This window comes from Methylobacterium marchantiae (genome assembly GCF_042679825.1).
Taxonomy (GTDB): Bacteria; Pseudomonadota; Alphaproteobacteria; order Rhizobiales; family Beijerinckiaceae; genus Methylobacterium; species Methylobacterium marchantiae.
Genome location: NZ_JBHTND010000013.1, coordinates 1 through 26914 on the forward strand (window position 1 = coordinate 1; position 26914 = coordinate 26914).

At 60.3% G+C, this 26914-nt stretch carries 18 protein-coding genes and 11 pseudogenes; 19 read left to right on the plus strand and 10 right to left on the minus strand.

From position 1 onward, the window contains the following. Positions 1 to 12: 12 nt before the first annotated feature. Entirely contained in the window at positions 13 to 168 is a 156-nt protein-coding gene (locus ACFQ4G_RS10925) for a hypothetical protein (protein ID WP_379040182.1), read from the minus strand. Positions 169 to 315: 147 nt separating this feature from the next. On the opposite strand from ACFQ4G_RS10925, the gene ACFQ4G_RS10930 reads away from it, so the two are divergent. From ACFQ4G_RS10930 to tnpC, 8 genes and pseudogenes are all read left to right on the plus strand, one after another. Then, the gene (locus tag ACFQ4G_RS10930; protein WP_379040184.1) at positions 316 to 1134 is read left to right on the plus strand and encodes a DNA adenine methylase; all 819 of its coding nucleotides are present in this window, start codon (positions 316 to 318) and stop codon (positions 1132 to 1134) included. Next, on the plus strand, positions 1131 to 2369 hold the full coding sequence (locus ACFQ4G_RS10935) for a metallophosphoesterase family protein (protein WP_238207759.1): 1239 nt from the start codon (positions 1131 to 1133) through the stop codon (positions 2367 to 2369). Before ACFQ4G_RS10930 ends, ACFQ4G_RS10935 begins: the two co-directional genes overlap by 4 nt. After that, the gene (locus ACFQ4G_RS10940; protein WP_238207757.1) at positions 2369 to 4240 is read left to right on the plus strand and encodes an ORC-CDC6 family AAA ATPase; all 1872 of its coding nucleotides are present in this window, start codon (positions 2369 to 2371) and stop codon (positions 4238 to 4240) included. The genes ACFQ4G_RS10935 and ACFQ4G_RS10940 overlap by 1 nt, the downstream gene beginning before the upstream one ends. Then, positions 4233 to 5180, plus strand: a complete 948-nt coding sequence (locus ACFQ4G_RS10945; protein ID WP_238207755.1) for a hypothetical protein — start codon at positions 4233 to 4235, stop codon at positions 5178 to 5180. Before ACFQ4G_RS10940 ends, ACFQ4G_RS10945 begins: the two co-directional genes overlap by 8 nt. A 353-nt stretch (positions 5181 to 5533) precedes the next feature. After that, a pseudogene (locus ACFQ4G_RS10950) lies at positions 5534 to 6709 on the plus strand (ISL3 family transposase); the annotation flags it as partial. Positions 6710 to 6821: 112 nt separating this feature from the next. After that, positions 6822 to 7196, plus strand: a complete 375-nt coding sequence (gene tnpA, locus ACFQ4G_RS10955; protein ID WP_238207753.1) for an IS66-like element accessory protein TnpA — start codon at positions 6822 to 6824, stop codon at positions 7194 to 7196. Beyond that, entirely contained in the window at positions 7193 to 7540 is a 348-nt protein-coding gene (gene tnpB, locus ACFQ4G_RS10960) for an IS66 family insertion sequence element accessory protein TnpB (protein WP_238207751.1), read from the plus strand. Before tnpA ends, tnpB begins: the two co-directional genes overlap by 4 nt. Positions 7541 to 7646: 106 nt before the next feature. Then, a complete protein-coding gene (gene tnpC / locus ACFQ4G_RS10965; protein ID WP_238207763.1) occupies positions 7647 to 9152 on the plus strand; it encodes an IS66 family transposase in 1506 nt (501 codons plus the stop codon). Here the strand turns inward: tnpC and ACFQ4G_RS10970 are convergent. Both ACFQ4G_RS10970 and ACFQ4G_RS10975 read right to left on the minus strand, forming a co-directional pair. Beyond that, positions 9140 to 9355 (minus strand): annotated as a pseudogene (locus tag ACFQ4G_RS10970) (hypothetical protein); the annotation flags it as partial. The gene tnpC and the pseudogene ACFQ4G_RS10970 sit on opposite strands and share 13 nt — an antisense overlap. A gap of 14 nt (positions 9356 to 9369) precedes the next feature. Further along, positions 9370 to 9798, minus strand: a pseudogene (locus tag ACFQ4G_RS10975) (transposase); the annotation flags it as partial. A gap of 64 nt (positions 9799 to 9862) precedes the next feature. On the opposite strand from ACFQ4G_RS10975, the gene ACFQ4G_RS10980 reads away from it, so the two are divergent. Continuing rightward, entirely contained in the window at positions 9863 to 10888 is a 1026-nt protein-coding gene (locus tag ACFQ4G_RS10980) for an IS110 family transposase (protein ID WP_238207749.1), read from the plus strand. Between the two features lie 260 nt (positions 10889 to 11148). Here ACFQ4G_RS10980 and ACFQ4G_RS10985 read toward each other — a convergent pair. The 4 genes and pseudogenes from ACFQ4G_RS10985 to ACFQ4G_RS11000 all read right to left on the minus strand — a co-directional run. Further along, positions 11149 to 11687, minus strand: a pseudogene (locus ACFQ4G_RS10985) (IS630 family transposase); the annotation flags it as partial. Between the two features lie 92 nt (positions 11688 to 11779). Further along, positions 11780 to 12368: pseudogene (locus ACFQ4G_RS10990) on the minus strand (transposase family protein); the annotation flags it as partial. A 228-nt stretch (positions 12369 to 12596) separates the two neighbouring features. After that, positions 12597 to 14582 carry a CHAT domain-containing protein gene (locus ACFQ4G_RS10995; protein ID WP_238207747.1) on the minus strand — a complete coding sequence of 662 codons (1986 nt, stop codon included), beginning with the start codon at positions 14580 to 14582 and terminating at the stop codon, positions 12597 to 12599. After that, a complete protein-coding gene (locus tag ACFQ4G_RS11000) occupies positions 14582 to 16039 on the minus strand; it encodes a metallophosphoesterase (RefSeq protein ID WP_238207745.1) in 1458 nt (485 codons plus the stop codon). The genes ACFQ4G_RS10995 and ACFQ4G_RS11000 overlap by 1 nt, the downstream gene beginning before the upstream one ends. Before the next feature lie 1056 nt (positions 16040 to 17095). Between ACFQ4G_RS11000 and ACFQ4G_RS11005 the strand changes: the two genes are divergently transcribed. The 7 genes and pseudogenes from ACFQ4G_RS11005 to ACFQ4G_RS11035 form a co-directional block, all read left to right on the plus strand. Continuing rightward, complete coding sequence (locus ACFQ4G_RS11005; protein WP_238207743.1) at positions 17096 to 17674, plus strand: recombinase family protein; 579 nt, start codon at positions 17096 to 17098, stop codon at positions 17672 to 17674. Between the two features lie 4 nt (positions 17675 to 17678). After that, positions 17679 to 18116: pseudogene (locus ACFQ4G_RS11010) on the plus strand (HNH endonuclease); the annotation flags it as partial. A gap of 80 nt (positions 18117 to 18196) precedes the next feature. Continuing rightward, complete coding sequence (locus ACFQ4G_RS11015) at positions 18197 to 19156, plus strand: toll/interleukin-1 receptor domain-containing protein (protein ID WP_238207742.1); 960 nt, start codon at positions 18197 to 18199, stop codon at positions 19154 to 19156. Between the two features lie 35 nt (positions 19157 to 19191). Beyond that, positions 19192 to 19890 (plus strand): hypothetical protein, encoded by a 699-nt coding sequence (locus ACFQ4G_RS11020; protein WP_238207741.1) that lies wholly within the window; start codon positions 19192 to 19194, stop codon positions 19888 to 19890. A 263-nt stretch (positions 19891 to 20153) separates the two neighbouring features. Beyond that, the gene (locus ACFQ4G_RS11025) at positions 20154 to 20810 is read left to right on the plus strand and encodes a hypothetical protein (protein ID WP_238207740.1); all 657 of its coding nucleotides are present in this window, start codon (positions 20154 to 20156) and stop codon (positions 20808 to 20810) included. A 208-nt stretch (positions 20811 to 21018) separates the two neighbouring features. Beyond that, a complete protein-coding gene (locus ACFQ4G_RS11030) occupies positions 21019 to 22578 on the plus strand; it encodes an ISL3 family transposase (RefSeq protein WP_238207739.1) in 1560 nt (519 codons plus the stop codon). 126 nt (positions 22579 to 22704) lie between these two features. Beyond that, positions 22705 to 23163 (plus strand): annotated as a pseudogene (locus ACFQ4G_RS11035) (transposase); the annotation flags it as partial. 66 nt (positions 23164 to 23229) lie between these two features. On the opposite strand, the pseudogene ACFQ4G_RS11040 reads toward ACFQ4G_RS11035, so the two are convergent. Continuing rightward, positions 23230 to 23397, minus strand: a pseudogene (locus ACFQ4G_RS11040) (transposase); the annotation flags it as partial. 201 nt (positions 23398 to 23598) lie between these two features. On the opposite strand from ACFQ4G_RS11040, the gene ACFQ4G_RS11045 reads away from it, so the two are divergent. Both ACFQ4G_RS11045 and ACFQ4G_RS11050 read left to right on the plus strand, forming a co-directional pair. Next, positions 23599 to 23808: a hypothetical protein gene (locus tag ACFQ4G_RS11045; protein ID WP_238207738.1), complete on the plus strand. Its 210-nt coding sequence runs from the start codon at positions 23599 to 23601 to the stop codon at positions 23806 to 23808. Continuing rightward, the gene (locus tag ACFQ4G_RS11050) at positions 23805 to 24047 is read left to right on the plus strand and encodes a hypothetical protein (RefSeq protein ID WP_238207737.1); all 243 of its coding nucleotides are present in this window, start codon (positions 23805 to 23807) and stop codon (positions 24045 to 24047) included. Before ACFQ4G_RS11045 ends, ACFQ4G_RS11050 begins: the two co-directional genes overlap by 4 nt. A gap of 71 nt (positions 24048 to 24118) precedes the next feature. Here the strand turns inward: ACFQ4G_RS11050 and ACFQ4G_RS11055 are convergent. Further along, positions 24119 to 24718, minus strand: a pseudogene (locus ACFQ4G_RS11055) (EAL domain-containing protein); the annotation flags it as partial. A 74-nt stretch (positions 24719 to 24792) separates the two neighbouring features. Here ACFQ4G_RS11055 and ACFQ4G_RS11060 point away from each other — a divergent pair. Further along, positions 24793 to 25602, plus strand: a pseudogene (locus tag ACFQ4G_RS11060) (IS5 family transposase). Between the two features lie 214 nt (positions 25603 to 25816). Here the strand turns inward: ACFQ4G_RS11060 and ACFQ4G_RS11065 are convergent. Continuing rightward, positions 25817 to 26594, minus strand: a pseudogene (locus ACFQ4G_RS11065) (transposase). Positions 26595 to 26914: the final 320 nt, after the last annotated feature.

Consider the following 26914-nt stretch of genomic DNA (forward strand, 5'->3'; position numbering starts at 1 on the left):
ATGATCTGCTCTTCACTGAACCGGCTCTTCTTCATCGTCCGTCTCCTGATCGACGGACCCTAGCTTCAGAACGAGGGCAATCCAGGGGGCAAGGTCAGCACCTTCACAAGCATCGTAGCCGGACTCATCATCCTCAGCCAGATCAAACGGTTCGGTCAGGCGCTCCAAGCTACAGCGTCGATCATCGCGTCGAGGAGTGGCACTTCGACCATATGACGCATTAAAATGGAGTCTAGGGCTTGTTCGGCGGCTCCAACTCCTTAACCATAGCGCGCTCAAACCCCAGGATGGTTTGCCAAACTGATCACGAGAACAATGAGCGAACCCTCTCTACTCCGGTGGGCTGGCAGCAAAAGAAAGTCGCTTCCCCATCTCTTTCGATACTGGCGCGGCTCGGAGCGTACGCACTACCTAGAGCCGTTCTGCGGTTCGGCTGCGCTATTCTTTGCCTCAGAAGCTGAAGCTGCTACGCTTTGCGATAAGAACGAATGGCTTATAAATTTCTATAGAGTTGTCGCAGAAGATCCCATTGCAGTATATGAACTTTCGAACTCCATACCCCGTTGTAAAGATACTTATATGTTCATTCGAGCGACCGCAAAGGCTAATAGAACGATAGAGTCTGCAGCTCATTTCGTCTATCTGAACAGAAATTGTTTCAACGGAATTTATAGGACGAACAAGAGCGGAAGATTCAATGTGCCATTTTCCGCAGCGAGGACCGGAGAGCACCCATCGGGTCGGACGTTCCTACTTGCTGCATCCAAACTTCGGGATGCTCAACTGTTAAGCGGTGATTTTGAAGAATTAGTCCAGAACAACTCTACCGCATCGTCATTTGTGTATTTAGACCCGCCATTCGCAACGAAAAATGCAAGAGTATTCACGCAATATGATTCACACTCCTTCGGAACGTCAGATATAAATAGACTTTCTCGATTACTGGATTACCTTGACGAAATAAACGCCAGGTTTCTGGTTAGCTATGCCGACGTCCCCGAAATTTACTCGTTACGAAATAAATGGCAATGGGAGTCGATTCAAGTGCAGCGCCATATCTCGGGTTTCACAGCCCACCGACGGAATGCAAGTGAAGTCCTAATCTCGAATTTTGAACCTGGACAGGCACAATGAACCTGCTCGTTCTGAGCGACTTGCACATAGGACCAGCTGCGCGCTGCCGATCAATGGTTCCAGCGAATGAGCCGTCCATAACCAACTCTGATGAAACAAAACTTACCGATGAAAAATTATTCTCAAATCTAATTCAACACATAAAATCACAAGGTTTAACAATAGATTACATCCTGTACCCTGGCGATATTGCAGACGGTGGTCAACTAGAGCAATACGACCACTTTGACATAATCGCGAATAGACTCCACGCAGAACTGAAAGTCGAAATAGAAAATATTTTTTTCACGCCAGGCAATCATGACGTCGATTGGACCGATCAGAAAGCCGGAACTACCCAAGATCGAAATCCCTCGCGTTGGAATCAGAGATTTCAACCAATGATGTTGTCGAAGGCACTACCGCGGACCGCGATAGGTGCGCTTTATACCGAGCCCTTTTGGACTCTGTGGCAACAAGATGCAATCAGTGTCATATCTGTAAACACAGCAGCTGCGGATGGGCCAAGCACGCAAAATCACCCGGGTACGATTTCTTCCTCAACCTTTGCAGATCTAGATAACCATTTGTCTTCGATAAAAATTGCAGAGAACAATTTGAAAGTGTTATTAATTCACCACCACCCGTTGCAGTACGCCAATTTGTTCACTGGATGGAAAGACTTTAGCGTCGTCCAAATGGAAAATGATCTATTTGATTTCTGTGGTCGGCACAGGGTTGATTTTATTGTGCATGGTCACCGTCACCAGCCGCATTTCACCAAAAATATTTGCGCGAACGGCCACGAAGTATCCGTACTATCAGCCGGCTCGGTGTCCCATAATTTTCCGGCCTACGTCTACGGAAATATCAGCAATCAATACCACATTATTAAAATACGAGATCGGGATCCAAATGTAGGAATTATTCGAGGCGAACTGAACAGTTATTCATTTTCACAGATCCGAAAATGGCAGCCGAGCGTTGAAAGACACGACGGAATACCTGGCGTTATCCCTTTCGGGCCGCACATTGCGCTTCAACAAGTGCTTACGGACTCAAAGAAAATCATATTAAAAGAAATAGCCAATAAAAATTACTGCACTCACGCCGACTTGCTAGCCAAAATTTCATATTACGAATATCTTAATCCATCCGTAATAATTCACGCTATCGACAGTATCTGCAATCAGGAAAATTTGCACAAATTTGGAGCTGAGATATCAAAGATGGTCATTGTGCGGGAGATGAAGTAATGGTGTCCGTATCATCACTCTCGAGCGCCTTCTTAAGCGACAACGCCCGGAACGAAACAGACGAGAACATTGTCAATTGCTTCATCCAGACCGAAGTATTTTGGTCTCTGTTCAACGTCGGCCATACCATTCTGTATGGTTCGCGAGGCGCAGGAAAGACTTTTATCTCGCGTATGGCCTCCTTTCCCTTATTGCGCCAAAGCCCTCACGAGTATGCCAAGGAAATCATTCAAGAAAAGAATTATATCGGAGTATTCGTAAATACGGATATACGCTTCGTTGGATCGGCTCGCTCCGCCATGTGGACTGAAAGCGAATTTAGCGATCTGTATTTCATCTGGAAATTCAACTTAAATTGTTTGAAATCCCTATGTGTTACTATTGAAAGCGTCCTAGAGCACCGCTTCGGTGATACTGCTGCACGTTTTGCTTGTGAATTAGAGATTTGCTCCACCGTCGCGTCGATGCTGAGGATGAAAGAACGACCGCGACTCCTAGAATTTCCGCAAATCATCTCAGCATACGAAAGTGCATTGCGGGAAAAGATGGCGGCAGCTTTTTTATCCCGGGAACCAGTTGAGCGACACCTTATTGGACCATTCTCGATTGAACTGTTGGAGCCGATTCAAGTTCTAATTGACGTTTTCACCAAGTTATGCCCAGATTATTGTAATACAAAGTGGCTGTTCTTCATTGATGAGGCCGAGTTCCTCACAGTTCCACAGCTTAAAGTAATTAACTCTTTTATTCGAACGCATACAGGGAGAATTTCGCTCAAAGTTGCAACTTTACCGTACCACTACCGAACGTTTGAGACAAATATCTCAACAACACTTCAAGAGGGAGACGATTATGGCGTCGAGATTCTTGATGCTAGTCCAATCTATGCCCTCAACTCTGATAATGCCAAATCAATCTATGAATTTGCACGATTACTATACGAAAGACGCGTCCGGCATTTACAAACTCGACGGCTATTACCTTCAGACGACTCGACAAGCATAAATCTCTCTAGTTTGGATTCGGTCTTAGGTGGCTCGCGCTTATTGGCTAAAAAGCCTCGTATCGCTGATAAGAACTTGGCAATGGAGAAACTTAAAGACCATCTTGACTCAACTACTTGCGTACGTGCCGAACGCCTCCTCAATGAGGCCGCTAGCTTCGACGACCAAATTTGGAGAAAAATCTCGGGGCCTATCGCCCTTCGAGAAGAATTTCAGGAAAGCCGCCGAGGCCACAGAGCGACAGATCTATATTCCGGCGTCGAACTTCTTGTTCGATGTACAGATGGCGTTCCTAGACGGATGATCAACGTGTTTCACCTGATCGCTCGAGAGGCTGCAAGAGCAGGCGGTAGGATTGGAGGCGTACAGGGTCAATTTGGCAGTCGCCGTCATCGATCAATTCTGTCGTATCGCGCCCAAAACCGTATACTCAGTAGCTTCGGGGCGAGGCGGCATGCGAATTCTCTTTCTGTCCCGCAACGCGGACCTGAGTTGAATAAATTAATCGAGAGGTTGGGCATGTATTTCCACGAACGGCTGCACTCTGGCCTGATATCAACCGATTTAGTCATATCATTTTCCGTTGAAGATAGCTGTCCTGAAAAGCTTTGGGATACGGTACTTCATGGCGTAGCCTATGGACATCTCTTTCCTAATTGGCTTTCAGGGAGGCCAGATACGTTGTCTAAGATTGGTACATACCGATTGTCATTTTGCTATGCTCCTCACTTTTATCTATATCCAACAAAGGGAAAAGCTCACAGCCTGACCCGCATCATGCATAATCAACCACTGAATGAGCGGAGAGAACACACACCGATCAGCAAAGGGCAACTCGATTTCTTTTTGGACGGTCGACGTGTTTGACATCATCGATATCGAGGAAGACACACTTTTTAGCACGCAATATGACGCGGTACTGTGCTGCTCAGGATACGAACAAAGAGCACGTTTCCTGCCAAAACAGCTATTAAAACGCAAGGCATATGGCGATTCCAAACGCCTGCTTATTTCATTCAACGACTTTCTGGATCACCCAGAAAGAACTGCAAACGATGGATTTTTTGAGAGATTTGGTTTCATTAAATTTTGCGAAAATTGGCAAGTTTATGGAAATATAAGCGAACGCCTTGTTCAATTATGCAGTGAAAAGGACGGGACTTTCAGGCTGCTCGTGGATTATTCTGCAATGCGAAGAACTATATATTCTGAAATTATATATCTTATGAAAGCATTAAAAAATAGGATAAATCTGGAAGTTACGTTTTCATACTCCGTTGGCGTCCCGTCAGGGAGTCACAGACCAAAGGTTATATCAGATTATCTTTTGCTTCCTGGTTTCGAAGGCAATACCGATTCGCAGCGGGAAAAATTCGCAATTTACTGCTTGGGCTTTGAACCCATCATTCTTCGAAGCATTCACGAGTGGATTGAGCCGTCTGCGTCCATAGCATTTTATGCTGAACCAGGCATGGGTCCTAGGTCTGGTTCGAGGTGCCTACAGCTGAATAAGCGCTTTCTCGAGGAAAGTGACTGCCCAGCTTACCCAGCGCCTTTATGGAGCGTTCGCCACTTTGTTCGCCTATTTGTCGAAGCGACGAAACACGCCATCATTGATCGGGATGTAATGGTTTTTTCATGCGGTCCGAAGCCGTTCGTGCTCGCTACACTTCTTGGTAGTTCTCACTTGCTTTCCCCTTCTCATGTATATGCGCGCGGCGTTGAATCACAGGCAGTCGACAGCCGTTCGACTGGAAAGATCGTGGCGACACGGGTTGTCGTCGCTTTGGATCGAGGTTTGCTGTAGCGTCATGATGACATGTTACACTATGCACATATACAGGATCTAATTTTCAGTTTGATCAAGTGTTTGCTTAATTAATCTCATCGATACCCATTGATTAAAAAATATTATTGTAGTATAATTACCAACATCCGACGAGATAGCGTCGTTTTGCATGGTCCATCTCTACAAGCTTGGTAGATCTGATTGACAGATATACGCGAGAGTGACGTGACTGGTATTTTGGACCGAGCCGATTGAGCGATGACCCTGCCCCAGCAAACTGGCTCTTCGCCAAGTTTGGTGGATTGGGTTGGTGGGAGGGATGCCGGAAGGCAGCTCCTGGCTGAACCGGGCGGGGATTCTCAGATCAGGGTATGACCCTTCTCTGTCACATCCCCGGTTGTCGCCTTCTCCACGTCACGCGTGAGGAGAGCACTGCCCTTCGCATTTCCGCTCAAGCGAGGCGCGATCATGCCCGTTACCCACGCTGTCGTACGGTCAGCCGGTCGGTGCATAGTCGCTATCACCGGCGTCCCGCCGACCTGGCGACGAGCGGTCAGGAGGTACGTCTGACCCTGACGATCCGACGTTTTTACTGCCACGACCCTGCTTGCGCCCGCCGAACCTTTGCCGAGCGTCTGCCGGGCCTCCTCGATCACTACGCTCAGAGAACCTGCCGGCTGGCCGATGCCCAGGTTCGGACCGCGCTGGCGCTCGGTGCCACAACCGCCGCCCGGCTGCTGCCGCACCTGGCGATGCCCACCAGTGCCACGACGCTGCTGCGGGGTATCCGCAAATGTACGCTGCCGACCGGATCCAAACCGATCATCTTCGGTGTCGACGACTGGGCTCTGCGCAAGGGCCGAACCTATGGCACCATCCTTGTCGACCTCGAACGCCGCCGTCCCATCGATCTGCTGCCGGATCGTTCGGCCTCGACGCTGGCGGCCTGGCTCCCGCGCGACCCACAGATCCAGGTCGTGGCACGGGACCGCTCGACCGAATATGCGCGTGGGACCGCCATGGGTGCGCCCGATGCAGTTCAGATCGCGGATCGGTGGCATCTCCTGCTCAATACCCGACAGATGGTCGAGCGCTGGCTCGCCCGCGTCCATCCGCGTCTGAAGCTGTTGCCGGTCGCGGCCCCGTCATCGCCATCGATTCGGCGTGTCACGCCCTACCCGCGCGCACCGTCGGAGATGCTCGCGCGGGCCGCGGCCCGCGGTCGATGGGAAGCGGCATATGACGACGTGCGCCGCCGCCATGCGGAAGGACACTCGCTTCGGCGCATAAATCGCGAGACGGGCTTGGCCCGGGCCACGGTGCGCAAGTACGCCTTCGCCGCGAGCTTTCCCCGGAACGGCATGCGCGAGCCGAAGCCGAGCATGCTCGATCCTTATCTCGGGCATCTGCATGGCCGCCTCGATGAGGGCTGCTAGAACGCTGCGCAGCTTTGGCGCGAACTTCAGGGTATCGGCTTTGCCGGCACCTCGAAGCAGGTGCATCGCTGGTTGTCCGAGCGGCGCGCAGGCCCGGCCGGAACGACTATCCGGTCGTCGCCAGCGTAAGCGCTCGGTGACGGCTGCCTTGTGCGGATAGGGCTCGGGTCTGGATACAGGTGATGGCGCCGGATGGCGCTGTATCGGCCCTGTGTCTGGACCTATGACGAACACGCCTCACATCGTCGTCGCGGGAACGCGACGGACTTGGTCGGCCGAGCAGAAGCGCGCGATCCTCGCCGAGGCGGACGATCCGACGACGACGGCCTCCGAGGTGGCACGCCGGCACGGGCTTCATTCGAGCCCGCTGTTCCGCTGGCGGCGCGCGCTCCGGGGCGGAGCGCCTGCACCGACGGCGGCGTCCCGCCCGCGCTTCATCCCGCTTGCGCTGCCGGCTCCACCCTCCAGCGTCCAGGACGAGCCGCTCCGTCCCGGCGCCATCGAGATCGAGCTGGCCGGCGGCCACCGGTTGCGGGCCGAGGCGGGCGCGGACGTCGCTCTCTTGCAGGGCGTGATCGCGGCGTTGCTGGGACGATGATCCCGGTCCCCTCCGGTTCCCGGGTCTGGCTGGCGACCGGCCACACCGACATGCGCAAGGGCTTCGACGGCTTGGCCAGCCTCGTGCAGGATCACCTCGCGCGTGATCCGTTCTCGGGACAGGCCTTCGTCTTCCGTGGTCGGCAGGGGCATCTGATCAAGGTGCTGTGGTGGGACGGCCAGGGTCTGTGCCTGTTCGCCGAGCGCCTGGAGAAGGGTCGCTTCGTCTGGCCGGCGACGGCAGGAGCAGCTGCCGCACTGACGCCGGCGCAACTCGCCATGCTGCTGGAGGGCATCGACTGGCGTGCCCCGGTGCGTACGGACCGGCCTCGTATCGCGGGCTGACGTACTGCTGTCGGAACGGGCTTGCGCGCCGGGCGGCACGGCTTACGCTGTTGGTGTGGCTCTCGATCCTGGCTCACTCCCCGATGACGTCGATGCGCTCAAGCGCATGATCGTCGGCATGGCGCGGGAGGCCGTCCACGCCAACACCCTCATCGAGAAGTTGCGCAGCGAACTCGCCCGGCTCAAGCGGGCGCAGTTCGGCGTCTCGTCCGAGAAGCTGAAGGCGCGCGTCGAGCAACTCGAGCTCGCCATCGAGGCGCTGGAGGTCGACGAGGCCGAGCGCCTGGCCGCCGCTCCGGTCGTGGCCGACGCCGTCGAGGCTGCCCGAACCAGGCCGGCCCGGCGTCCCTTGCCCGATCATCTGCCGTGCCAGAGCGTGATCCATCCCGGTCCCTGCGCCTGCCCATCGTGTGGCGAGACCCTGCGCCGGATCGGCGAGGACGTGACGGAGACCCTCGATTACGTGCCCGGCCGCTTCAAGGTCGTCCGGCACGTGCGCGAGTCGTTCGCGTGCCGATCCTGCGAAGGCATGGTGCAGGCGCCCGCCCCGCATCATGCGATCGCCCGCGGGCGGGCCGGAGCCGGGCTTCTCGCCCATATCGCGGTGGCGAAGTTCGACGACCATCTGACGCTTTACCGCCAGGCCGAGATCTATGCCCGGGACGGCGTGGACCTGGCCACCTCGACCCTGTCGGGCTGGGTGGGTGCGACGGCCGCCGCCCTCTCGCCGCTGGTCGACCTGCTCCGCCACGACGTGCTGGCGGGCTCGGACGTCCTCTACGACGACGACACCCCCGTCCCGGTACTGGCGCCTGGTCTGGGCCGGACGAAGACCGGACGGCTCTGGGTCTATGTGCGCGACGAGCGGCCCCACGGCGGCGTGCGTCCGCCGGCCGCCATGTTCCTGGCCTCCCCCGATCGCAAGGGCGAGCGACCGCTGACGCATCTGGCCGGGTTCCAGGGCGTGCTGCACGCCGACGGCTATGCCGGCTTCAACCGCCTCTACGAGGGCGGCCGCCCAGGCGGTGCCCTGATCGAGGCGGCCTGCTGGGCCCACACCCGGCGCAAGTTCTTCGAGGTGTACGCCAAGACCGGCTCGGCCATTGCCGGGGAGGCGCTGGCGCGCATCGGCGCCCTCTACGCGGTCGAACGCGAGATCGCCGGCCAGCCGCCCGATGAGCGACAGCGGCGGCGACAGGATCGATCCCGCCCGCTGGCCGACGCCTTGAGAGTCTGGGCCGAGACGATCCTGCCGCAGCTCTCCGGCCCCTCGGATCTGGCCAAGGCGTTCCGCTACATGCTCACCCGCTGGCGCGCGCTGACCCGGGTGTTCGACGACGGCCGGATCGGGCTCGATAACAACCCGGCCGAGCGGGCGCTGCGCGGCGTCGCGGTCGGGCGCAAGAACTACCTGTTCGCCGGCTCGGAACGGGGCGCCGAGCGGGCGGCCACCTTCTACACCCTGATCGATACGGCCAAGCTGAACGGCCTCGACACCGAGGCCTACCTGCGGGACGTCCTCACCCGCATCGCCGAATATCCGGCCCGACGCCTCGGCAACCTGCTGCCGTGGAATTGGGTCCCGCTTACAGCGCTCGATCAGGCCGCCTGACCCAGAAGGCCCTTCACCGAGCGCTTACCGATCAACCGAGCTTCGAGCAAGTCGAGCTTGGCCCGGCCGAACATCTGCCGCTTCACGAGCTTCAAGCGGGTGATCTGCCACTCGCTTTGGCCGTTCGACCACGGCTGCGTCAGCGCCGCGGCGACGGCCGCTTTGTCTTTCGACAGGCCGCTGGCGAAGGATGCCAGGAGGCTAGAGCCGTGCCCGCTCAGGTTGGATCATAGGCATCGTATCCAGCGGCGGTGAGATAGTTGCGGCACTCGTCCGGTCGGACGGCGGCGAACGCCTCCGCGATGGCGAGGATCAGGTCCGCTGCGGTTCGCGCTGCAGCCGCTCGGAGAAGGGCTTTGATCTTGGCAAAGACCTGCTCGATCGGATTGAAGTCGGGACTGTAGGGCGGGAGGTAGAGAACTCGTGCGCCAACCGCCTCGATGGCGTCGCGCACGCCGGCGACCTTGTGGGCGTTCAGGTTGTCGAGGATGACGGTGTCACCGGGCCTGAGCACCGGAGCCAGGGTGTTGGTGACGTAGGCGCGGAAGCGCATGCCATTCGTCGCTCCATCGAAGACGGTCCTGGCGATCAGTCCCGTGGCGCGCAGGGCGGCGGTGATGGTCGTGGTCTTGTAGTGATGGGGTGGACGCTCTCCGACGGCATCGATGTGCCAGAGTGGTGGTGTTGTGAACCACCCGAGGGAGGCGTCCGTGACAGAGGTTAGCACCATCGGCCTAGATCTGGCCAAAAACGTCTTTCAGGCGCACGGCGCGAATGCTGCCGGTGCCCCGATTTTCCGCAAGAAGCTACGGCGTGATCAGGTACTCGCCTTCTTTGCGGCCCAACCACCCTGCCTCGTGGCGATGGAAGCCTGCCCCGGCGCGCATCATTGGGGCCGCGAGATCGGCAAGCTCGGTCACACGGTCAAGCTGATCGCGCCTGCCTACGTGAAGCCCTTCGTCAAGCGCCAGAAGAACGACGCGGCCGATGCCGAGGCGATCTGCGAGGCCGCGCAGCGCCCGACCATGCGCTTCGTTGCAGTGAAGAGCGAAGCCAAGCAGGCCTCCGCGGTGATCTTCCGGACCCGCGACGTGCTGGTCGGCCAGCGCACTCAGCTCATCAACGCGATCCGCGGCCATCTTGCCGAGTACGGCCTGATCGCGCCGCAGGGGCCCGCCCACATCGAGCGGTTGATCGGGCAGATCGAGGATTCCGCTTCGGACATTCCTCCAGCCGCCCGCGCCAGCCTTGCCGTGCTCGTCTGTGCGTTCCGCCACCTGCAGGAACAGACCGCAGCCCTTGATGCCGAGATCGCCACACGCGCGAAGGCCTACGATACGGCTCGGCGGCTGATGAGCGTGCCGGGCATCGGCCCGCTGATCGCCACTGCCATCGAGGCCCTGGCCCCGCCCGTAGAGACGTTCCGTTCGGGGCGCGACTTCGCCGCCTGGGTCGGGCTGACACCAGTACAACGCTCGACCGGCGGCAAGGAGCGCCTCGGCCGCACCTCGCGCATGGGCGAGCGGACGCTGCGACGCCTGCTCATCATCGCGGCCAGCGCGGTCGTACGCTGGGCCAAGCGCAAGGGCGTGCCGGCCGACTCATGGCTCGGCCAAATGCTCGCGCGCAAGCCGCCGATGCTGGTCATCGTGGCCGTGGCGAACAAGAACGCGCGCATCGCGTGGGCCCTTCTGACGAAGGGTGGGATCTACCGAGCTCCGGCCGTCACCGCGTAGGCGGGGCGGACGCGAGGCTGTCGGAGGGCGTGAGGAGGTCGACGGACAGGTATGGCGCAACGTCGGTGAGACGGAGTTGAGAGAACCAGGCGCATGGGGAGCGCTTCGAGCGCGCTGTAGTGATGTGGTCCCGACTCTCGCACTCCCATACGGGCCCGCGGCATGTGATCCGCCGCATCAGAGGCCGGACACATGGCAGCACCCGATCACGCGCAGCGCCCGTCCAGAGATTTTACTTGCACCCGAGGGGGCGTCCACACATGCCCATGAGGCACGGTGATCCGGCAGCGCTGACCGCGCGGCGCACGACCATAGCGGCGGACCATCTTCGTCGTGGCAGCCGTCTCGTCGAGGAAGACCAGGCGATCCGGATCGAGGTCGGGTTGCCCATCGAACCAGTCCTCGCGCGCGGCCCTCACATCCGGCCGCTCCTGCTCGGCCGCGTGGACAGCCCCTTTTTACGGGTGATCCCATGCCGGGCGAAGAAGCGCGACAGGCTGCTCGTGCTCGCCTGGACGCCGCGGTCCTGGAGCCTGTCGCGGAGTTCTCGCAAAAATGAGAGCGGGTGTTCTTCGTGGATCCGAAGGATTAGAGCCGCCTGCGCTTCAAGGCGCTGCGAGCTGCGGTCCCCGCCCATGCGCTTGGGCGCGATCTGCCCGTCCTGTCGGAAGCGCTCATGCCAACGGACCGCGCTGGCCGCCCCGACCCCGAAGCGTTTGGCCGCCTGACGCCGTGATGCGCCCGCTTCAATCGCGGCCACCACACGCTCGCGCAGATCGACCGACAGGGCTGAAGGCATCGCACTCCTCCCTCGTAAGCCCATCCAGTGAATCACACGCGATCCAGACCGCCTACCCCAAACGATTCAACCAGCTAGGGCACGGCTCTAGAGGCCGCCGCCTCTATCCAGACATCGACATCGGGTCGCCGCCGCTCGCGGATCATGGTTTGGAAACGCGACAGCAGGGAGCGAGCCTCGTCGAGCGTCGGCACCTCCGCCTCGATCGTCGCCACGGTCCTGGCCTCCGCCTTCGTCAGGCTGTCCCGCCCGGTCGTCATCAGCCGGGAGAGGATGCGCGCCGAGGGGACCTTGCCCGATGCTCCTTCAGGAGCCCGTTCGCTGCGTCGGCGGCGTGTCGCCCATTCCCCGACTGCATTCGAGCCGGGCATTACGCCGGGCATAGGGAGCGGCGAGGTCCGGCCCGAGACGTTCTGCGAAGATCTTGGTCCGGCAGTCCGCTCCGGCGCAACGGAAGCGGCAGACGCGGATATCGATGACGATACGCCGCCCGGCGACCGGCAGATCCGACACGGTGCGCGTGTACCGACTGTGGACGCGTGAGGAGGGCTGACCGCAGCCCGGACATCGAGCCGAGGAGGCGATCGGCCGGGTGGTTAGGGTCAGGCCGGCTCCAGCCTGGACATGATCGACGACGAGCCCGCCCGGGACGACGGAGCTCGAATGCAGGCTGCGAGGCATGGAAGGATCTCCGAAGGCCGAAGCCGAGATCCATCAACCCGCCGGCACCGAAAGTGAGTCAGACCCCTGCTTCAACGCCGAGACACACAGGAGGCGCGCATGACGCGGTGCGGGACCGACCGTGTCAGCTTGCCCAGTCGCTTTCGAAGAGATTTCCGTCCCAATCATCGCATCGAGAAGGGCTCTGCCCCGTCAACCGATCCACAGCTCCCAAAGGCCGACCGTTTCTCAATCGGCGCGCGCTGGCTTGAGCCAATCCTGAATCCTCCGTGCGAACGCCTCGGCCTCGGGCGATACCATCCCCGACGCCAACTTAGCGTACCAATCGGTGTAACGACGCATCTGCCGGCGGGTGGCGTAGACCTCGATGCTGCTGGCTCCGGCGGCCCGCAGGAATTGACGGCACGTTTCCTCCGCGGAGGGGAAAGGCTGGGGATCCGTCGTGATAGCCTGCATCATGGCGAGAAGATTGAGTTCCAAAATGTTCGCGAGCGCCCAGGTGCGGGATTTTCTATCGCATTGCCGACAGTCGATCTCGGATAGGCCGCGGGCGAGCTTCCAGAGATCAGGCAACGAACTCGGAGTGAACGTCGGTTCGGGGCCAATGCCGCAGCGTAGAAGTATCCAGGCCAAGGAGATGTACTGGACGATCCCCCAATGGCTATTGCGATCGCCCTCGAACGACATCCAGTAGAGGTCGCGCGCTTCCGTCATCAACCCGAGCACCTCCTCCGAGGCCTCGCCCAGTTCGGAGCCGGCGAAGGCTATCTCTGCCTGCCGTTTCTTCACGCTGGCAAGCAAGCCAAGGATCCGGGGGCGGTGCCGTTCCAAGTCGTCGACCTCGAGCAGGGCACGCAAGTGTCCAAGAGCCGCGGCGACGCGGGCCATCGCCCAGTCGATGTCTGGTTCGCCGTTTCGGGCGGGAGCCCCGGCCCGACGGGACCGATCCGGCGCGGATAGGCCGTCGATTAGCCTGTCGGCGGTATCCAGCGCGGTTCCGACGGCGGCGAATGCCCGCTCGATGCGGGTATTAGCGAGATCACCTGCGAACCCCTCAGGAAAGGACGCGTAGACGACTAGACCGGCCCAGTCGTGATGGAAGGGTACCTCGGCATGCAGCCGCTTGCGCAACTCGTGCACCGCCCTACGGGGATCGCGGCCCCACAGGAACGCCTCGTAGAGGGTTTCGGCCAACCCCACCGAGCCCTCGAACGAGAAGGGGAACTGGCTCGCGACAACCACGGGTACACCGGCGTCATGCAACGCATGGGCGATGCTGGCGCCGACACCAGCGACGCTTCCTACGTTACCAGAGTCGCAGGCCGCCAGCGTGACGACTTGGGGACGCGCCAAGCCGGGGCGTCCGTCGGGGTCAGCCGAGCAGATGATCGTCGCCAACCGCTCCCCATCGACGACATCGACGCCTCCGTTCTCTCCATGCAGCGCGAGGCCGTACCGCAGGGCGTTGTCTGGTCCGGCCGCTACGCCATGGGCCAGGATGTGGACATGGGTGAATCGACCGGTGGCACAGGCCTCTCTAAGGCTACGCGCGCTGGCAGCGGGCATGAAATGGAGGTGACGCTCGACGGCGACCCGTCGACCGGCCTCGTCATGCGCCGAGCCATCGCGGCCCAGATGGTTGACCCAAGGGTCGATTGCCCGACGGAGCACAAGCAGGTGCGCTTCAGTCGGCACCATCTCAATCCCGGACGGAGCGGCGGCGGCGAAGAGGATGCATGGGTTCCGGGACCGTTCAACTGCGGTCTCGGACACGCGACGCGTCTCCCGCGTCAGGCACAGAGGGGCCTGGGGCTGCAGCAGCAGCGATTGTCCGGCCCCTGGGAAGCCGTCGGGCGCCAAAGCTAACTCGTACGGAAGCAACGCCAGCTCTGAAGCGGACACGACGAGCCGCACGTGAACGAGCGCCCCGTCGGAGGGACCGGCGCCCCGGCCGAGCTCGGCCGTCAGCCCAGGGATCCGGCCGAGGAGGTCGGCGAGCACACGCGCGGTATCTTTGAGCTGGAACGCGCGGGCATCCGGAGCGACTTCGTACCCCAGCGCACGCAGCCTGTAGAGCATCTGGTCGTGCTCGAACGGCATATGGACGGTCGTTGCCGCATGGTTCTCACAGAGGGCGAGGTAAGGCGTGAGGGGCGAGAGGAGCTGGTTGTGCGATGGACCGTGCCGCAGGAGTTCGAGTGTGATCGTGCGCATCAGGTTCCAGCCACCTCGAACTCACCGCCGACGACCTCGAAGGGTTTTGAGGCAGTTCCCACGTGCCGAAGCCCAGCGACGACCCGTCCCCCCTCTTCCCTGACAGAGACCACCGCCGGGCGGGAGATCAGTAGGCCGTCCGCGTCCAATTGATCGAGATCGCGTCCCGCCAGCTTGCCAAGGAATTCCTCGAACGCGGCTGGATCGCGTCGGACCGGTGGTTCGATCTGCATCAGCGAGGCCCAAGTCCCACTGTTGAAATAATATCCCTTTCCATTTCGCCGCCGAAGCACGCGCTCCAGATGCGTGTGCCCCGTCACGACGACGTCGACGTCAGATGGAACTTCCTGATCCGCCCTCCGGAAAGTCGTATCGATCTCTGTACGATCAAAACTGCGGTCGGCGTCCAGGTAATTAATGGCTTCACGCAGCACCTCGGATCGGGGGGCACGCTCGACGAGCCTCCGCAGAGCTCCTCCTATGCCGAGGAGATCGGTCCCCTGTTCGGCCGATGCGAGCGAGCGAGCGTCGACCCCGTCGCGCATGCGGTCTTCGGTTCGGTCGAGAAGCCTCGCAGCGACCTCGCGTCGCTCCCGATCGGTTAAGGGGCCACCCGAGATGTGGGGGCGGGCTTGAAGACTGACGTCGGGGGCTGTACCGGCTCCGGGATCACCGAGGTAGCCGGCCCTCCAGCGCACGGCGTCCCGGGCGAGCCTGGGGATCGTCCCGGCAGCAGCTGAGATGCGTCGTGCCACGGACGGATCCAGCGCCAGGAGTAGTGGGAGGACGGCGCCCGACTCGGGCTTCAGGAGGTCGACGAAGGGATACCGCGTCTTCACCGCGTTCATCACGTCGACGACGAGCCTGGTGCCGGCGTTCGCCGCGTATGGTTCGGTGGCCGCGCCCCATCTTTTGGCGCGTGCCGACCGTCGAAGTGCCTCGTAATCGGTGACGTTCCACTCGTCGAACTCGTTGCCGTGAAGGCACAGGACCTTCGCGGACCCGACACGGGCCGAGATGCCTAAGCCGGCCGTTTCGAGCGTCAGCCGCGATCGTGCCTCCCGATCATGCCCGGATAGCGCCTCCATGAGCACTTCCGCGACCCATGGAAGGGCAAGCTCGACGTCATGGTTTCCGAGCGCTATCGCGACGGAGACGTTCGGCGAGGCTAGCAGCTCGCGAATCCCCGTCGCCACACCCGCGAATGAAGGGTCGGTTAGTATCCGCCGCAGCTTATCCGAGGCGTGCACAGCGTCGAAGTATGCTGCGGGTTCCTCAGCTAGAAAATCAACGAAGTCACCGTTGATGACGAAGCCGACCCTTCTCTCCTTCGCTTCATCCAGCAGGGCCCCGACCAGCACCTCAAATTTAGCTTTCGATCTGAAGATCTGAAAGCCGGCCTTCCCGCCGAGATGAAAGTCAGATACAACGTGGAGGGCGTCAACGACTAGGTTCACCTGCATACGATCGCCCCAGATATAACACACGGTACGATCGCACCCTTGGCGCGCAATCGAAATGACAGCTCACCATCCACATCGCCGAAGACGGATGTCGGCGCAACTTTCCTACCGTTGCGACCGAGCATGCGGCGACGAACCCGAGATGTCCATCGCTGTCGGCGAAGGGCTTGTCGCAAACGCGATAGCGCCTGCTTTTGGCCCGCATTGACTATATAGCCTATACGCTAGGTGCTCCTCTACGCCGATGGTGTCATAAATTTCGTTCAAGGGCGCGGCCCTACCGCGTGCCTGACCGGGCAGATTTCGGAACGATTGGCGAGGACTGGACGCCATCAATGGATCTAATCACCTGAATTATCGCGAGACGCGTGTTCGATAGTTTTCCTTATGGTTTGGCCAATTTTTCGCGGGCAAATTTCATCGCCCCAAGACAAAACTCGACATTCTCAGCTACTGCCATAACACTATCACGTTCTTTGTCAGCAAGTGGGCGCGTATGTATGTGAGACCAAATCTTGTCTATCATTGCCTCTAATACGATCCGGTAGTCTTTACACTCACCCGCAAAAGTTATTCACCTTTTAGCTCAACGTTCCAAATTTAGATCAATCATGGGCAGCGTAAGAACTATTTTTCTAAGAGACGCATCGTATCTGAGTCCAGCATTATTGTAAAAATAGTTGAAAGATTTTCAGTTCACAGCTGTACGCTTATCATTATACCGTATTTGCAAGAAAGATGGCTTGGTTCTGCAGTTTGCATTCCACTTTTACAAAATTTGGCATATTGTTAGGACACGCCCTAATGAGACAGACACCTCAAACGTTCTTAGCGTCTCAACAGGATCGCAACCAAGACTTTAAGACAGCCGACAACGTCACTCTACTTAAAAAGACAGCTGTCCTATTTTTATGCATGTCGGGTATCCGATCGTTTAGGTGACATACCGAGGAGCGCCCTCATCAGCCAGCTCAGCCTTGGCCGTTTTTGTCACCTAAATATGTAACCTTTTCTATTGTTACGAAAACGTAGTTATGCAACTATCGTGACATGTTGATCGGCTACGCCCGCGTCTCGACTGAGGACCAGAACCTGGACCTGCAGCGCGATACCCTGACGGCGGCCGGGTGTCAGAAGGTGTTTGAGGAGAAGGAGAGCGGCCGAGCCGGTACCAAGCGGCCGGCGCTCGACGCCGCTCTCGCCTATCTGCGCGCCGAGGATCAGCTGGTGGTGTGGAAGATCGACCGCCTCGGCCGCTCGCTGCGCGAAATGCTCGACACCGCCCACATGCTCCAGGAGCGCGGGGTACGGCTGCGCTCGCTAACCGAGCAGGTGGACACGGAAACCGCGACCGGCCGGATGATGTTCAACTTCCTCGGCACGATCGCCGAGTACTTCCTCGACCTCAACCGCGAACGCACCCTCGCCGGGCTTAAGGCTGCGGTGGCGCGGGGTCGCAAGGGCGGCCGACCCCGCAAGATCACCGATTCGGACCTGGAGGCCGGACGTGCCCTGCTCGGCGCCGGCACCATCCCGGTGGCCGAGATCGCCAAGCGCCTCGGTGTTAGCCGTAAGACGTTCTACCTCTATTTCCCGCAGGCACGCGCCCGCAGTCAGGCGAAGGTCTGACCCCATGCCGATCAAACCGGAGAACCGCTGGCTCTATCCAATCGACTGGCCGCAGTTGTCCGATGTGATCCGGTTCGAGCGCGCCGGTGGGCGCTGTGAGGGCTGCGGCCGACCGCACGGCCAGATGGTCTGCCACCTCGGTGACGGGCGTTGGTGGGACGAGGCGGCGCAGACTTGGCGCAGTGGCCGGGGCCGGGCCCTGAAACTCGCACTGCCGACTGCCCTCCACGCCTCCGTCAAGATCCGTAGCACGCAGGTGGTGCTGGCCTGCGCCCATCTCGATCACAACCCGCAGAACAACGACCCGAAGAACCTCAAGGCGCTCTGCCAGCGCTGCCACATCATCCAAGACAAGGACGAGCACCTGCGTCAGCGCTGGTTCACCTACCGGCTCAGGAAAGCTGTTGGGGACCTGTTTATGGGACCATATCCGTTCCGCTATATTGCCGTACAAAAGCGTCCACGAGGCTCGCCGAGCGCTGACCGCGAACCAGAAAATGACAAGGCCAGGATTACAACGCCATGATCGATTTTTTCATTAGTTATAATTCAGCAGACGTTCAGTGGGCGGAGTGGATCGGATTTGCGCTTGAAGAGAAGGGTTTTACTACAATCATACAGGCTTGGGATTTTCGGCCGGGTAGTAACTTTGTTATACAAATGCAGGAGGCCGCCACAAAGGCCGAGCGCACTATCATGGTTTTGTCGCCGGATTATTTAACCTCCCAATTCGCGGCGCCGGAATGGGCGGCGGCCTTTGCGCAGGACCCACAAGGCTTAAATCAGAAGTTGGTCCCCGTGATGGTTCGAGCCTGTCGGCCGATGGGGCTGCTGCCGCAGATCGTGCAGATCCGGATCATGGATATGGATGAAGCTGCGGCTCGGGCAGCTCTTCTGCAAGGGGTTGACCGCAAGCGCGCCAAGCCGTCCAGCCCGCCTTCCTTCCCCGGCATGGCGTCGATCAAACCGACGAAAAGCTTCCCCGGTGCGACATCTGCTGAGGCAGCTTCCTCCGCAGCCCGCCCGGCCTCCAACCTGATCCCGAGCCTCAAGCGCGCACCAAGCGACCTCGACAAGCGGCGGTTCATCACAGGTGGCTTTAACACTATAAAGGGCGTGTTCGAGGCGAACTTAAAGCAGGTCGAACAGGACGAACCACGCATCCAGACGGACTTCCAGCTACGTAGCAACACGGATTTTCGCGCGGAGCTTTTCCTAGATGAGAAAAGTAAGTGTAGCTGCCGGATCTGGCAGGGTGGCATGATGTCGACTGATGGCATTAACTATGCAGAGGGGCGTAGCCATTCAGATAATTCTTGTAACGAGATCATCTCACTTGCTGAGGGCGGTCAGCTAGCCTTAATGGCGATCATGGCAATGGGGCATCATTCATTTGAGAAAGAATTCAATCTGCGCAACATGACACCAGAACAAACTGCAGATTATTTATGGCGGCGGTTTGTTAGTGCGCTGCGCTACTGAACGGCTTCCGTCGGTTAAGCGAGGGCGCCTGACGCATGGGTATCATCAATCTCACCGCGGAAGAGCAAAATGCCTTGAGCCGGCTCGACGCTGCCGAACTTCGCAAGCGTATTGATCAGGCGCTCAATGATGAGCAGGCCAATCCTCTGAATGGCTTGTCGCTTTCCGCCTGCGGACCTTACGTGGCCCAGGAGTACAGCTATTTCCAACGGGATCTGAGCGCGTATCGACAGGCAAAATCCGGTCGTAAGCGCGAGGAGACCGGCGACCGTGTGCGTCGGAGCGGCTATCGGTTGTCGCATGCCGTGGACCAGATGCAGCACCGAATGGAGACCGAGGCGGCTGAAGGCCAATTCTTTCACGTGGACGACCAGGTGATGCAGCCGCTGTCGTTCTCCGACCGGCTACGCTTTGTGGTGCATTACCGCTGGCGGACGACCACGGACGATGCTTGGGTTGGTGGAAGCATCGAGTTCACTCATACCGTCCGACCGCGCCCCGCTTACGGGGTCCCGCCCAAGCGAAAACCGAGCGCCGCTAAGCTACGTGAGCAGGAGCAGAACGACCGTTACGACGCTTGGAAAAGTCTGTCAGACGGTGCCTGCCAGCACGTGCGAGACTATCTGCGTGCCGGTAAGGATCCGGCCGCGATCCCAACCAGCTTCGCGATCAAGACCGATGGGCAGGGCTACCTCAACAATTTCAGCACCAGGTTCTGGTCGGAGGAACCCTAATTTGCTTGGATCATGTGCCTGCGGATCTGGCTTGAAGAGAGCCCATCCCGCGCTCATGCTGCTTGATCATACTTGGATAGCAAAAAGCCGCCCAAGAGACGGCCGGAGATTCACTTATCGCCAAGTCTCTGACAAGGCAGTATATATGCAAATATGAAACGAAAAAAACTTACCCCGGCGGTGTGCAGAGCAGGGACCGGCCGGGGCTTACCCACTTATAATGGGCCAACATCCGCAAAAATACAAGCGGCTTGTATCACGCCATGAGTACGTTCGTTGATACGGTCGCCCCTGCCCGCTTCGCCCGCTACCTTGCCTGGGCGGGCAACGATGCCGCGCTGGCCCATCGCCTCTACAACCGCAACGTCGCGCTGGCGGAAGCGTTCTACACGCCGCTGCATACCCTTGAGGTCGTCCTGAGGAACAGGGTTGATGATGCACTCAGCGCCCGGTTCTCAGCGACTTGGTACAGTGATCCCGCCGTGGTTCGCCCCTACCCTCTTCAGCGAAAGGTTCGCGAGGCGCACCAGAAACTGGCATCGCTCGGGCCGCGGCTGACGCGGGGGCATGTGGTGGCGGAACTCAGCTTCGGGTTCTGGACCGGTATGTTCAACCGCCACCAGAGCCACCTCTGGGGTATCCTGCAGCCGATTTTCGTGGGCGCGCGGGGCCTGCAGCGCAAGAACGTGTCCGGACAGCTCGACGACATCCGCGGCCTGCGGAACCGGATCGCTCACTACGAGCCGATCGTGCAACTGGATCTGCAGCACGCCCATCACGAGATGGAGACGCTGACCCGGTGGCTCTGTCCCGATGCCGCCGCCTGGAACGCGGTCCACAGCCGCTTTCCTCTGGTCTGCCCGCCGAGCATCATCATCGTCAACGGGCAGGTCGATCCGGCGCTCGCGCCTAACCTCTGAGAACCATGGCGTCCCCTGCGGGCCGCGCCCTACTCGCCGCCTGCGGCGACTCCCGGAACCCGCCAGGGCGGCGGTTTCCGCCTGCCGATGACGGTCGCTGACGCGATCTGGAGGCCTGCGTGTGGATCGGCGCCGAAGGCGGGCTCTGACTCACTCTCGCTGATACCGACGGCGTTGAGGTTGCGGACATCCAAGATGGAGCCGCAGCATGCGCCCTCGCTTTCGGTCGTCGAGCCTCATACCCTCTGGATTCGTCGTCGATCACCTCGATGTCAGCGCCGACCGGATCGGTTTGGTCGTGAGGTCGGGGGCCACGGTGGCGTCCTGCCCGAACTGCCGGACCCCTTCGCGTCGTATTCAAAGCCGGTACCGGCGTCGTGCCGCCGACCTGCCGCTCGGTGGCCGGCGCGTCGAGCTCCAGGTCGTCGTACGACGCTTCCGGTGCGACGCGGCGACCTGCGAGCGGAAGATCTTCGCCGAGCGCTTTCCTGACGATGTCCTGCCCGCCTTCGCGCGACGCACTGCGCGGCTGGAGCAGATCGTCCATCACCTCGGTCTCGCGCTCGGCGGTCGGCCCGGTGCGGGCCTTGCCCAGCGCCTCATGCTGCCGGTCAGTCGCGACACGCTTCTGCGCGTCATCCGCCGTCGGGCGACCACACGGTCCGATCCGCTCGGCGTCATCGGCATCGACGACTTCGCCTGGCGACGCAACCACCGCTACGGCACCCTGGTCTGCGATCTCGAACGCCGCCGCATCGTGGCGCTCCTACCGGATCGCGAGCAGGCAACCGTGCAGACCTGGCTGGAGCAGAACGCCTCGATCCAGATCGTCGCCCGCGACCGCGGCGGCGGATATGGTGAGGCCATCGCCCGCGCTCTGCCGCAGGCGATCCAGGTCGCCGACCGCTGGCACCTCATGGAGAACGCCAGCCGTGGCTTCCTCGACGCCGTGCGCAGGTCAATGCGTCAGGTTCGCGAGGTCGTCGGCGCGGCCACCCTTGATCCGGCGCTCCTCACCGCAGCCGAACGCATCCAGTACGAGGGTTACCTGCGGAGGGAGGAGGCGGACACGGCCATCCGCGCGCTCGCCGAGGCAGGCGTTCCGATTCGCCGGATTGGCCAGCGCCTGGGCCACAGCCGCAAGGTGGTGCGTGCGGTCCTGCGCGGCGAGCGCACGGACGTCTTCCGGGTCCGCCAAAGCTCGCTCGACGCCTATCTGCCCTGGCTCGACGCCCAGTGGGACGCAGGCAGCCGTAACGCCACCGAGGTCTGGCGAAGGGCGAAGGCGCAGGGCTTCCGAGGATCGCTTCGCGTGATCGGGGAATGGGCGACGCGCCGCCGACGCGCGGAGCAGGCCAACATCGAGCGGCTTCAGCGCGTGCCGTCGGCGCGAACCTTGGCGCGGTTGCTGACGGCGGGTCGCGACCGGTTGACCAAGGCGGAGACGCTGACCGTGGCCGCGGTCGAGGAAAGGGTGCCGGCGCTGGTCGAGGCGCGCGAGGTGGTCGACGCCTTCCACGCGATGGTGCGAGGGAACGAGCCCGGCCGGTTCGAAGGATGGCTCAGGCGGGCCGAGGCGAGTCTCGTCGCCTCCTTCGCGCGCGGCATCGGTCAGGATCGATCCGCAGTTCAGGCCGCGATCACGCTGCCATGGTCGAACGGCCAGACCGAGGGCCAGATCACGAAGCTCAAGCTCGTGAAGCGCCAGATGTACGGCCGTGGCAAGATCGACCTGCTGCAAGCTCGCCTGATCGGCCTCTCCCCTTGATGATCAGCGAGAGTGCGTCAGAGCCTCGATTGAAAGCCGATCCGGGGTCCCGTTCCGGTGCTGTTTGACACTCTGGATCGACGCGACCTACGTGAAGGTTCGCCAGGACGGGCGGATCGTCTCGGTCGCGGTCACTTCATGCGCAACGTCCTCGCCCATGCCGGCCGCTCGGGCCGTCGTGTCGTCTCCGCCTTCATCGCCACCGCGTTTGCCCAGGACGACGCGGAGGCGGCCCGTCAGCAGTGGCGGCGGGTCGCCGACCAGCTCCGGCCCAAGGTCCCCAAGCTCGCCACTCTCATGGACACGGCAGAAGCCGACGTGCTCGCCTACATGGGCTTCCCCGCTCAGCATCGGCTCAAGCTCCACTCGACCAATCCGCTCGAGCGCCTCAACGGCGAAATCAAGCGCCGGACCGAGGTCGTGGGCATCTTCCCCAACGAGGCTGCCATCACCCGCCTCGTCGGCGCGATCCTGCTCGAACAAAACGACGAATGGGCCGTCCAGCGGTCCCGTTACATGACCCTGGAAAGCATCACACCGATCGGCGATGATCCCCTCGTCAGCCTGCCGACACTGGCACCCTGATCCTCCCGGCCAGAGTCGGTCATCGTCGTAGCCCTCAGCAAGCTACACCACGCAAAGGGACACGACCCCGTATTCCGCCGGGCAATCTCGCCAGCGGCAGCCCGAGGTGAGCACATGCAGGATGCCCGAGATGATCTTCCGGTCGTCCTTGCGCTCGGGGCCGGGTTGGTTGACCGGCATGAACGCCCCGATCACCGTCCACTGCTCATCCGAAAGTCAGAACAGGTCCGCCATCATCGCCTCCACGCGGGAAAACAGCGAACGTGAATCATAAAACTGAAGAGTCAGCAATATCTTGGTTCGGTTCAGACCCTAGTGCACATGGATTGCTGATGGCCACGCCAGCCGGTGCGGCGTCACCCTGATCCTGCGCGCACCGGTGCTGACCGCCGCGGAATGGGCCGCCGTCCATGAACCGTGATCGGGGTGCCTGCAATGACGATCGACAGCCTCCGCTGCCGCCTGGATCGGCTTGAAGCGCGCTGCTGGCCGGCAGGGTACTGCGGCGCCATCCGCATCCTCACCGAGGACGATGCTGATAGCGAGCGCCAGGTCGCCGCCCTGCGCGCAGCCGGCCAGCGCGCCTCCGGCGTAATGGTCATAGACCGCCGGATTATAGATCCCGGCCAAAGGAGCACGCTTTGAGCACCATCGATTTGCGCCGCCGCATGGACCGGATCGAGAGCGCCAGTCAAGTCGGCGCACCAACCCGCATCATGGCCGACAGCCCCATCACCGATGGCGAGGCGGACGCTGACCTAGCGAACTGGGGCATCCTCGTAGCCCCAGGCCGCGCAACGGTTTTGAACGGCGTTCTCTACCTCGCTGATGAGGGCGAAATGTCAGAGGCGGAGTGGGCCGCCCAGCACGTCACGGCGCACTGAAGGCCTCTTCCAATCGCCTTGACCAGGAGGTCGCCGAGCACCGCGAGTAGAAATATTAGTTTAAAAATTCTTCAGGCTACGGAATTAAGACGCTCATCAGATGCAGGTGCAATGAGGCCGAACGTCGTTGCAAAAATGGCCGGTGGCATTGGACGGCCGAAGAGATAGCCTTGAGCTTCCTGACAACCCTTACCAAGAAGGCGTTGTTGTTGCTCAATCGTTTCGACCCCCTCTGCTATTACCTCAAGACCAAAGCTCTTACTAAGATCTAGGACTGCCCGTACGATTGCCGCATCCTGAGGGCATTCGCATATCGCGCGGACGAAGCTCTGATCGATCTTAAGTCTAGTAAGTGGAAACTTCTTGAGAAGGCTAAGGGATGCATAGCCCGTTCCGTAATCATCGAAGGCAATGCCTACGCCGATGCTGTGAAGATTGCTTAAGGTTTCAATCAAATGATTGTCATGTTTAAGGATGATATTTTCGGTAATCTCCAACTCAAGGCACGAAGCGTGAATTTGGCTTTCAAAAAGTGCACGGCGAACGATCTCAACAAGATTTCCCTGCCGGAACTGGGCGCTGCATAGATTGACACCCATACGGAAGTTTAGGGCTCCCAACCCATGCCAAGCCGCGGTTTGAGCGCAAGCCGTTCGCAAAACCCAATTGCCAACTTCGGCTGCATAGGGGCTGGCGTCTAGAGGCTGTTATGGACCTGAGCGGTCTGGAATTCAGATGAGGAGGCATGACCTCTTCGCGCCAAGCCTACCCGTCCGATGTTTCCGATGATGAATGGGCGCTGGTTGCGCCGTACCTGACGCTGCTGCGCGAGGATGCGGGGCAGCGTGAGTATTCGCTTCGCGAGGCGTTCAACGGATTGCGCTAAGTGGTGAAGACGGGGGCACCCTGGCGCTGGATGCCCAACGATCTCCCGCCCTGGGAAGCCGTCTACCAGCAGACGCAGCGCTGGCTGGTGGCAGGCTGCTTCGAGCAACTGGCCGACGATCTGCGGGCGCTGCTGCGCCTGGCTTCCGGGCGTGATCCCGAGCCGAGCGCGGCGATCCTGGACAGCCGGACCCTGCGCTCGACGCCCGAGAGTGGCGAGCGGGCCGGCTACGATGGAGCCAAGCGTAAGAAGGGTTCGAAGGTCCATCTGGCCGTCGACACCTTTGGCCACCTCCTGGCCCTGCACGTCACGCCGGCCAATGCCGACGATCGCGCCCAGGTCGGGCGATTGGCCGAGGCCGTGCAGGCCGCCACCGGTGACAGCGTCGATCTGACCTATGTCGATCAGGGCGATGCCGGGGAGAGGCCGGCCAAAGCCGCACGAGAGCACGGCATCGCCCTGGAGGTCGTCAAACTCCCAGAGGCCAAGCGCGGCTTCGTCCTGCTGCCGCGACGCTGGGTGGTGGAACGCTCCTTCGCCTGGGCGACTCGCTTTCGCCGCCTCGTCAAGGATTACGAGCGCTATCCCAGCACGCTCGCCGATCTCCACATCGTCGCCTTCGTCTACCTCATGCTCAGACAGGCCGCTCAACTGGCAAGCGGTTCATAACAGCCTCTAAAGCGGCTCAGTGTGACCTTAGGCCTGTCGAGCTGAACGTCCACTTTGACCACTATCCGACGCTCGTGCCCCTCATCAGACTGCCCGGAAGCGGACGTTGCGAAGGCCTACTTTGGGTCAACACCGGCTGGTCATCAACGTCCGCTATTAATTGGACTCCCGGAAGCGCAAGGACTGCGATCGACCTGACTAAGCTGCTCGCAGATCACCCGACACTTCTCGAAAGTGAACCGCACCGGGTTCCCCAGGGGCCATTTGGTTTGCGGCAGGCCGCCAAGGCTTGGACCTCGGCCAAGGCATAGTCGCGCGCTTCGACTTCGGCAGGAGAGATATTCCCTATCGGTTCGAGCAGGCGGCGGGTGTTGAACCAGTCGACCCATTCAAGGGTGGCGAACTCGACCGCCTCGAAGGAGCACCACGGGCCACGGTGATGGATCACCGCGGCCTTGAAGAGGCCGTTGATCGTCTCGGCCAGCGCGTTGTCGCAGCTGTCGCCGACGCTGCCGACGGACGGCTCGACGCCCGCCTCCGCCGGCCGCTCGGTGCATCATAGCGACAGGTATTGCGAGCCCCTGTCGCTATGATGCACGAGCCCACCATCTTGGTGAGGACGACGAAGAGCACGTAGGCATCGCCGTGCTCGCCGATAAACCCTTTCATCGTTTGAAAGGATGGTCGAACTCCGCCATTGCAAAATGCGCACTGGCCTTTCGAAGGATCGCGTTGGCCTGACGCAACTTGCGGTTCTCCCGCTCCAGCGCCTTGATCCGCGCGCGCTCCTCCGTACTCGGGCCGCCCCGTTGTCTCGTGTCCCGTTCAGACTGCCGGATCCAGTTCCGAAGCGTCTCGCCCGAACAGCCGATCTTAGCCGCTATCGAGGAGACCGCCGCCCATTGCGATGCATGTTCGCCTTGGTGGTCCAGGACCATCCGCACCGTTCGGGCACGGACCTCAGCGGAATACGGTGCTGTTCGCTTCGTCATGGCTCCATCCTCGCAAGAGTTGGAGCCTTCGGGAAACTCGATGCGGTTCAGGGGCTCGAACCCATATGGCCCCGTGCCGTCATGAATTGGTTGCCAGTTTGATCGTGGCAGGCAGATACGGGGAGAGTCCAGACTACCCTATCTGAATGAGCACTCCGATTAGTGGCTTCATGCATCATAGCAGAGGTCTTTGAGCTTTTATTGGATATCAGAGAAGATTTCATTCGACTGCCGCGCCGATCCGAGCATGTGTGTGGTGGCAGATCGAAACGGAGGACGGCGATGAGCCAGACGGGCTTAAGTATAGTTGCATGCCTGCA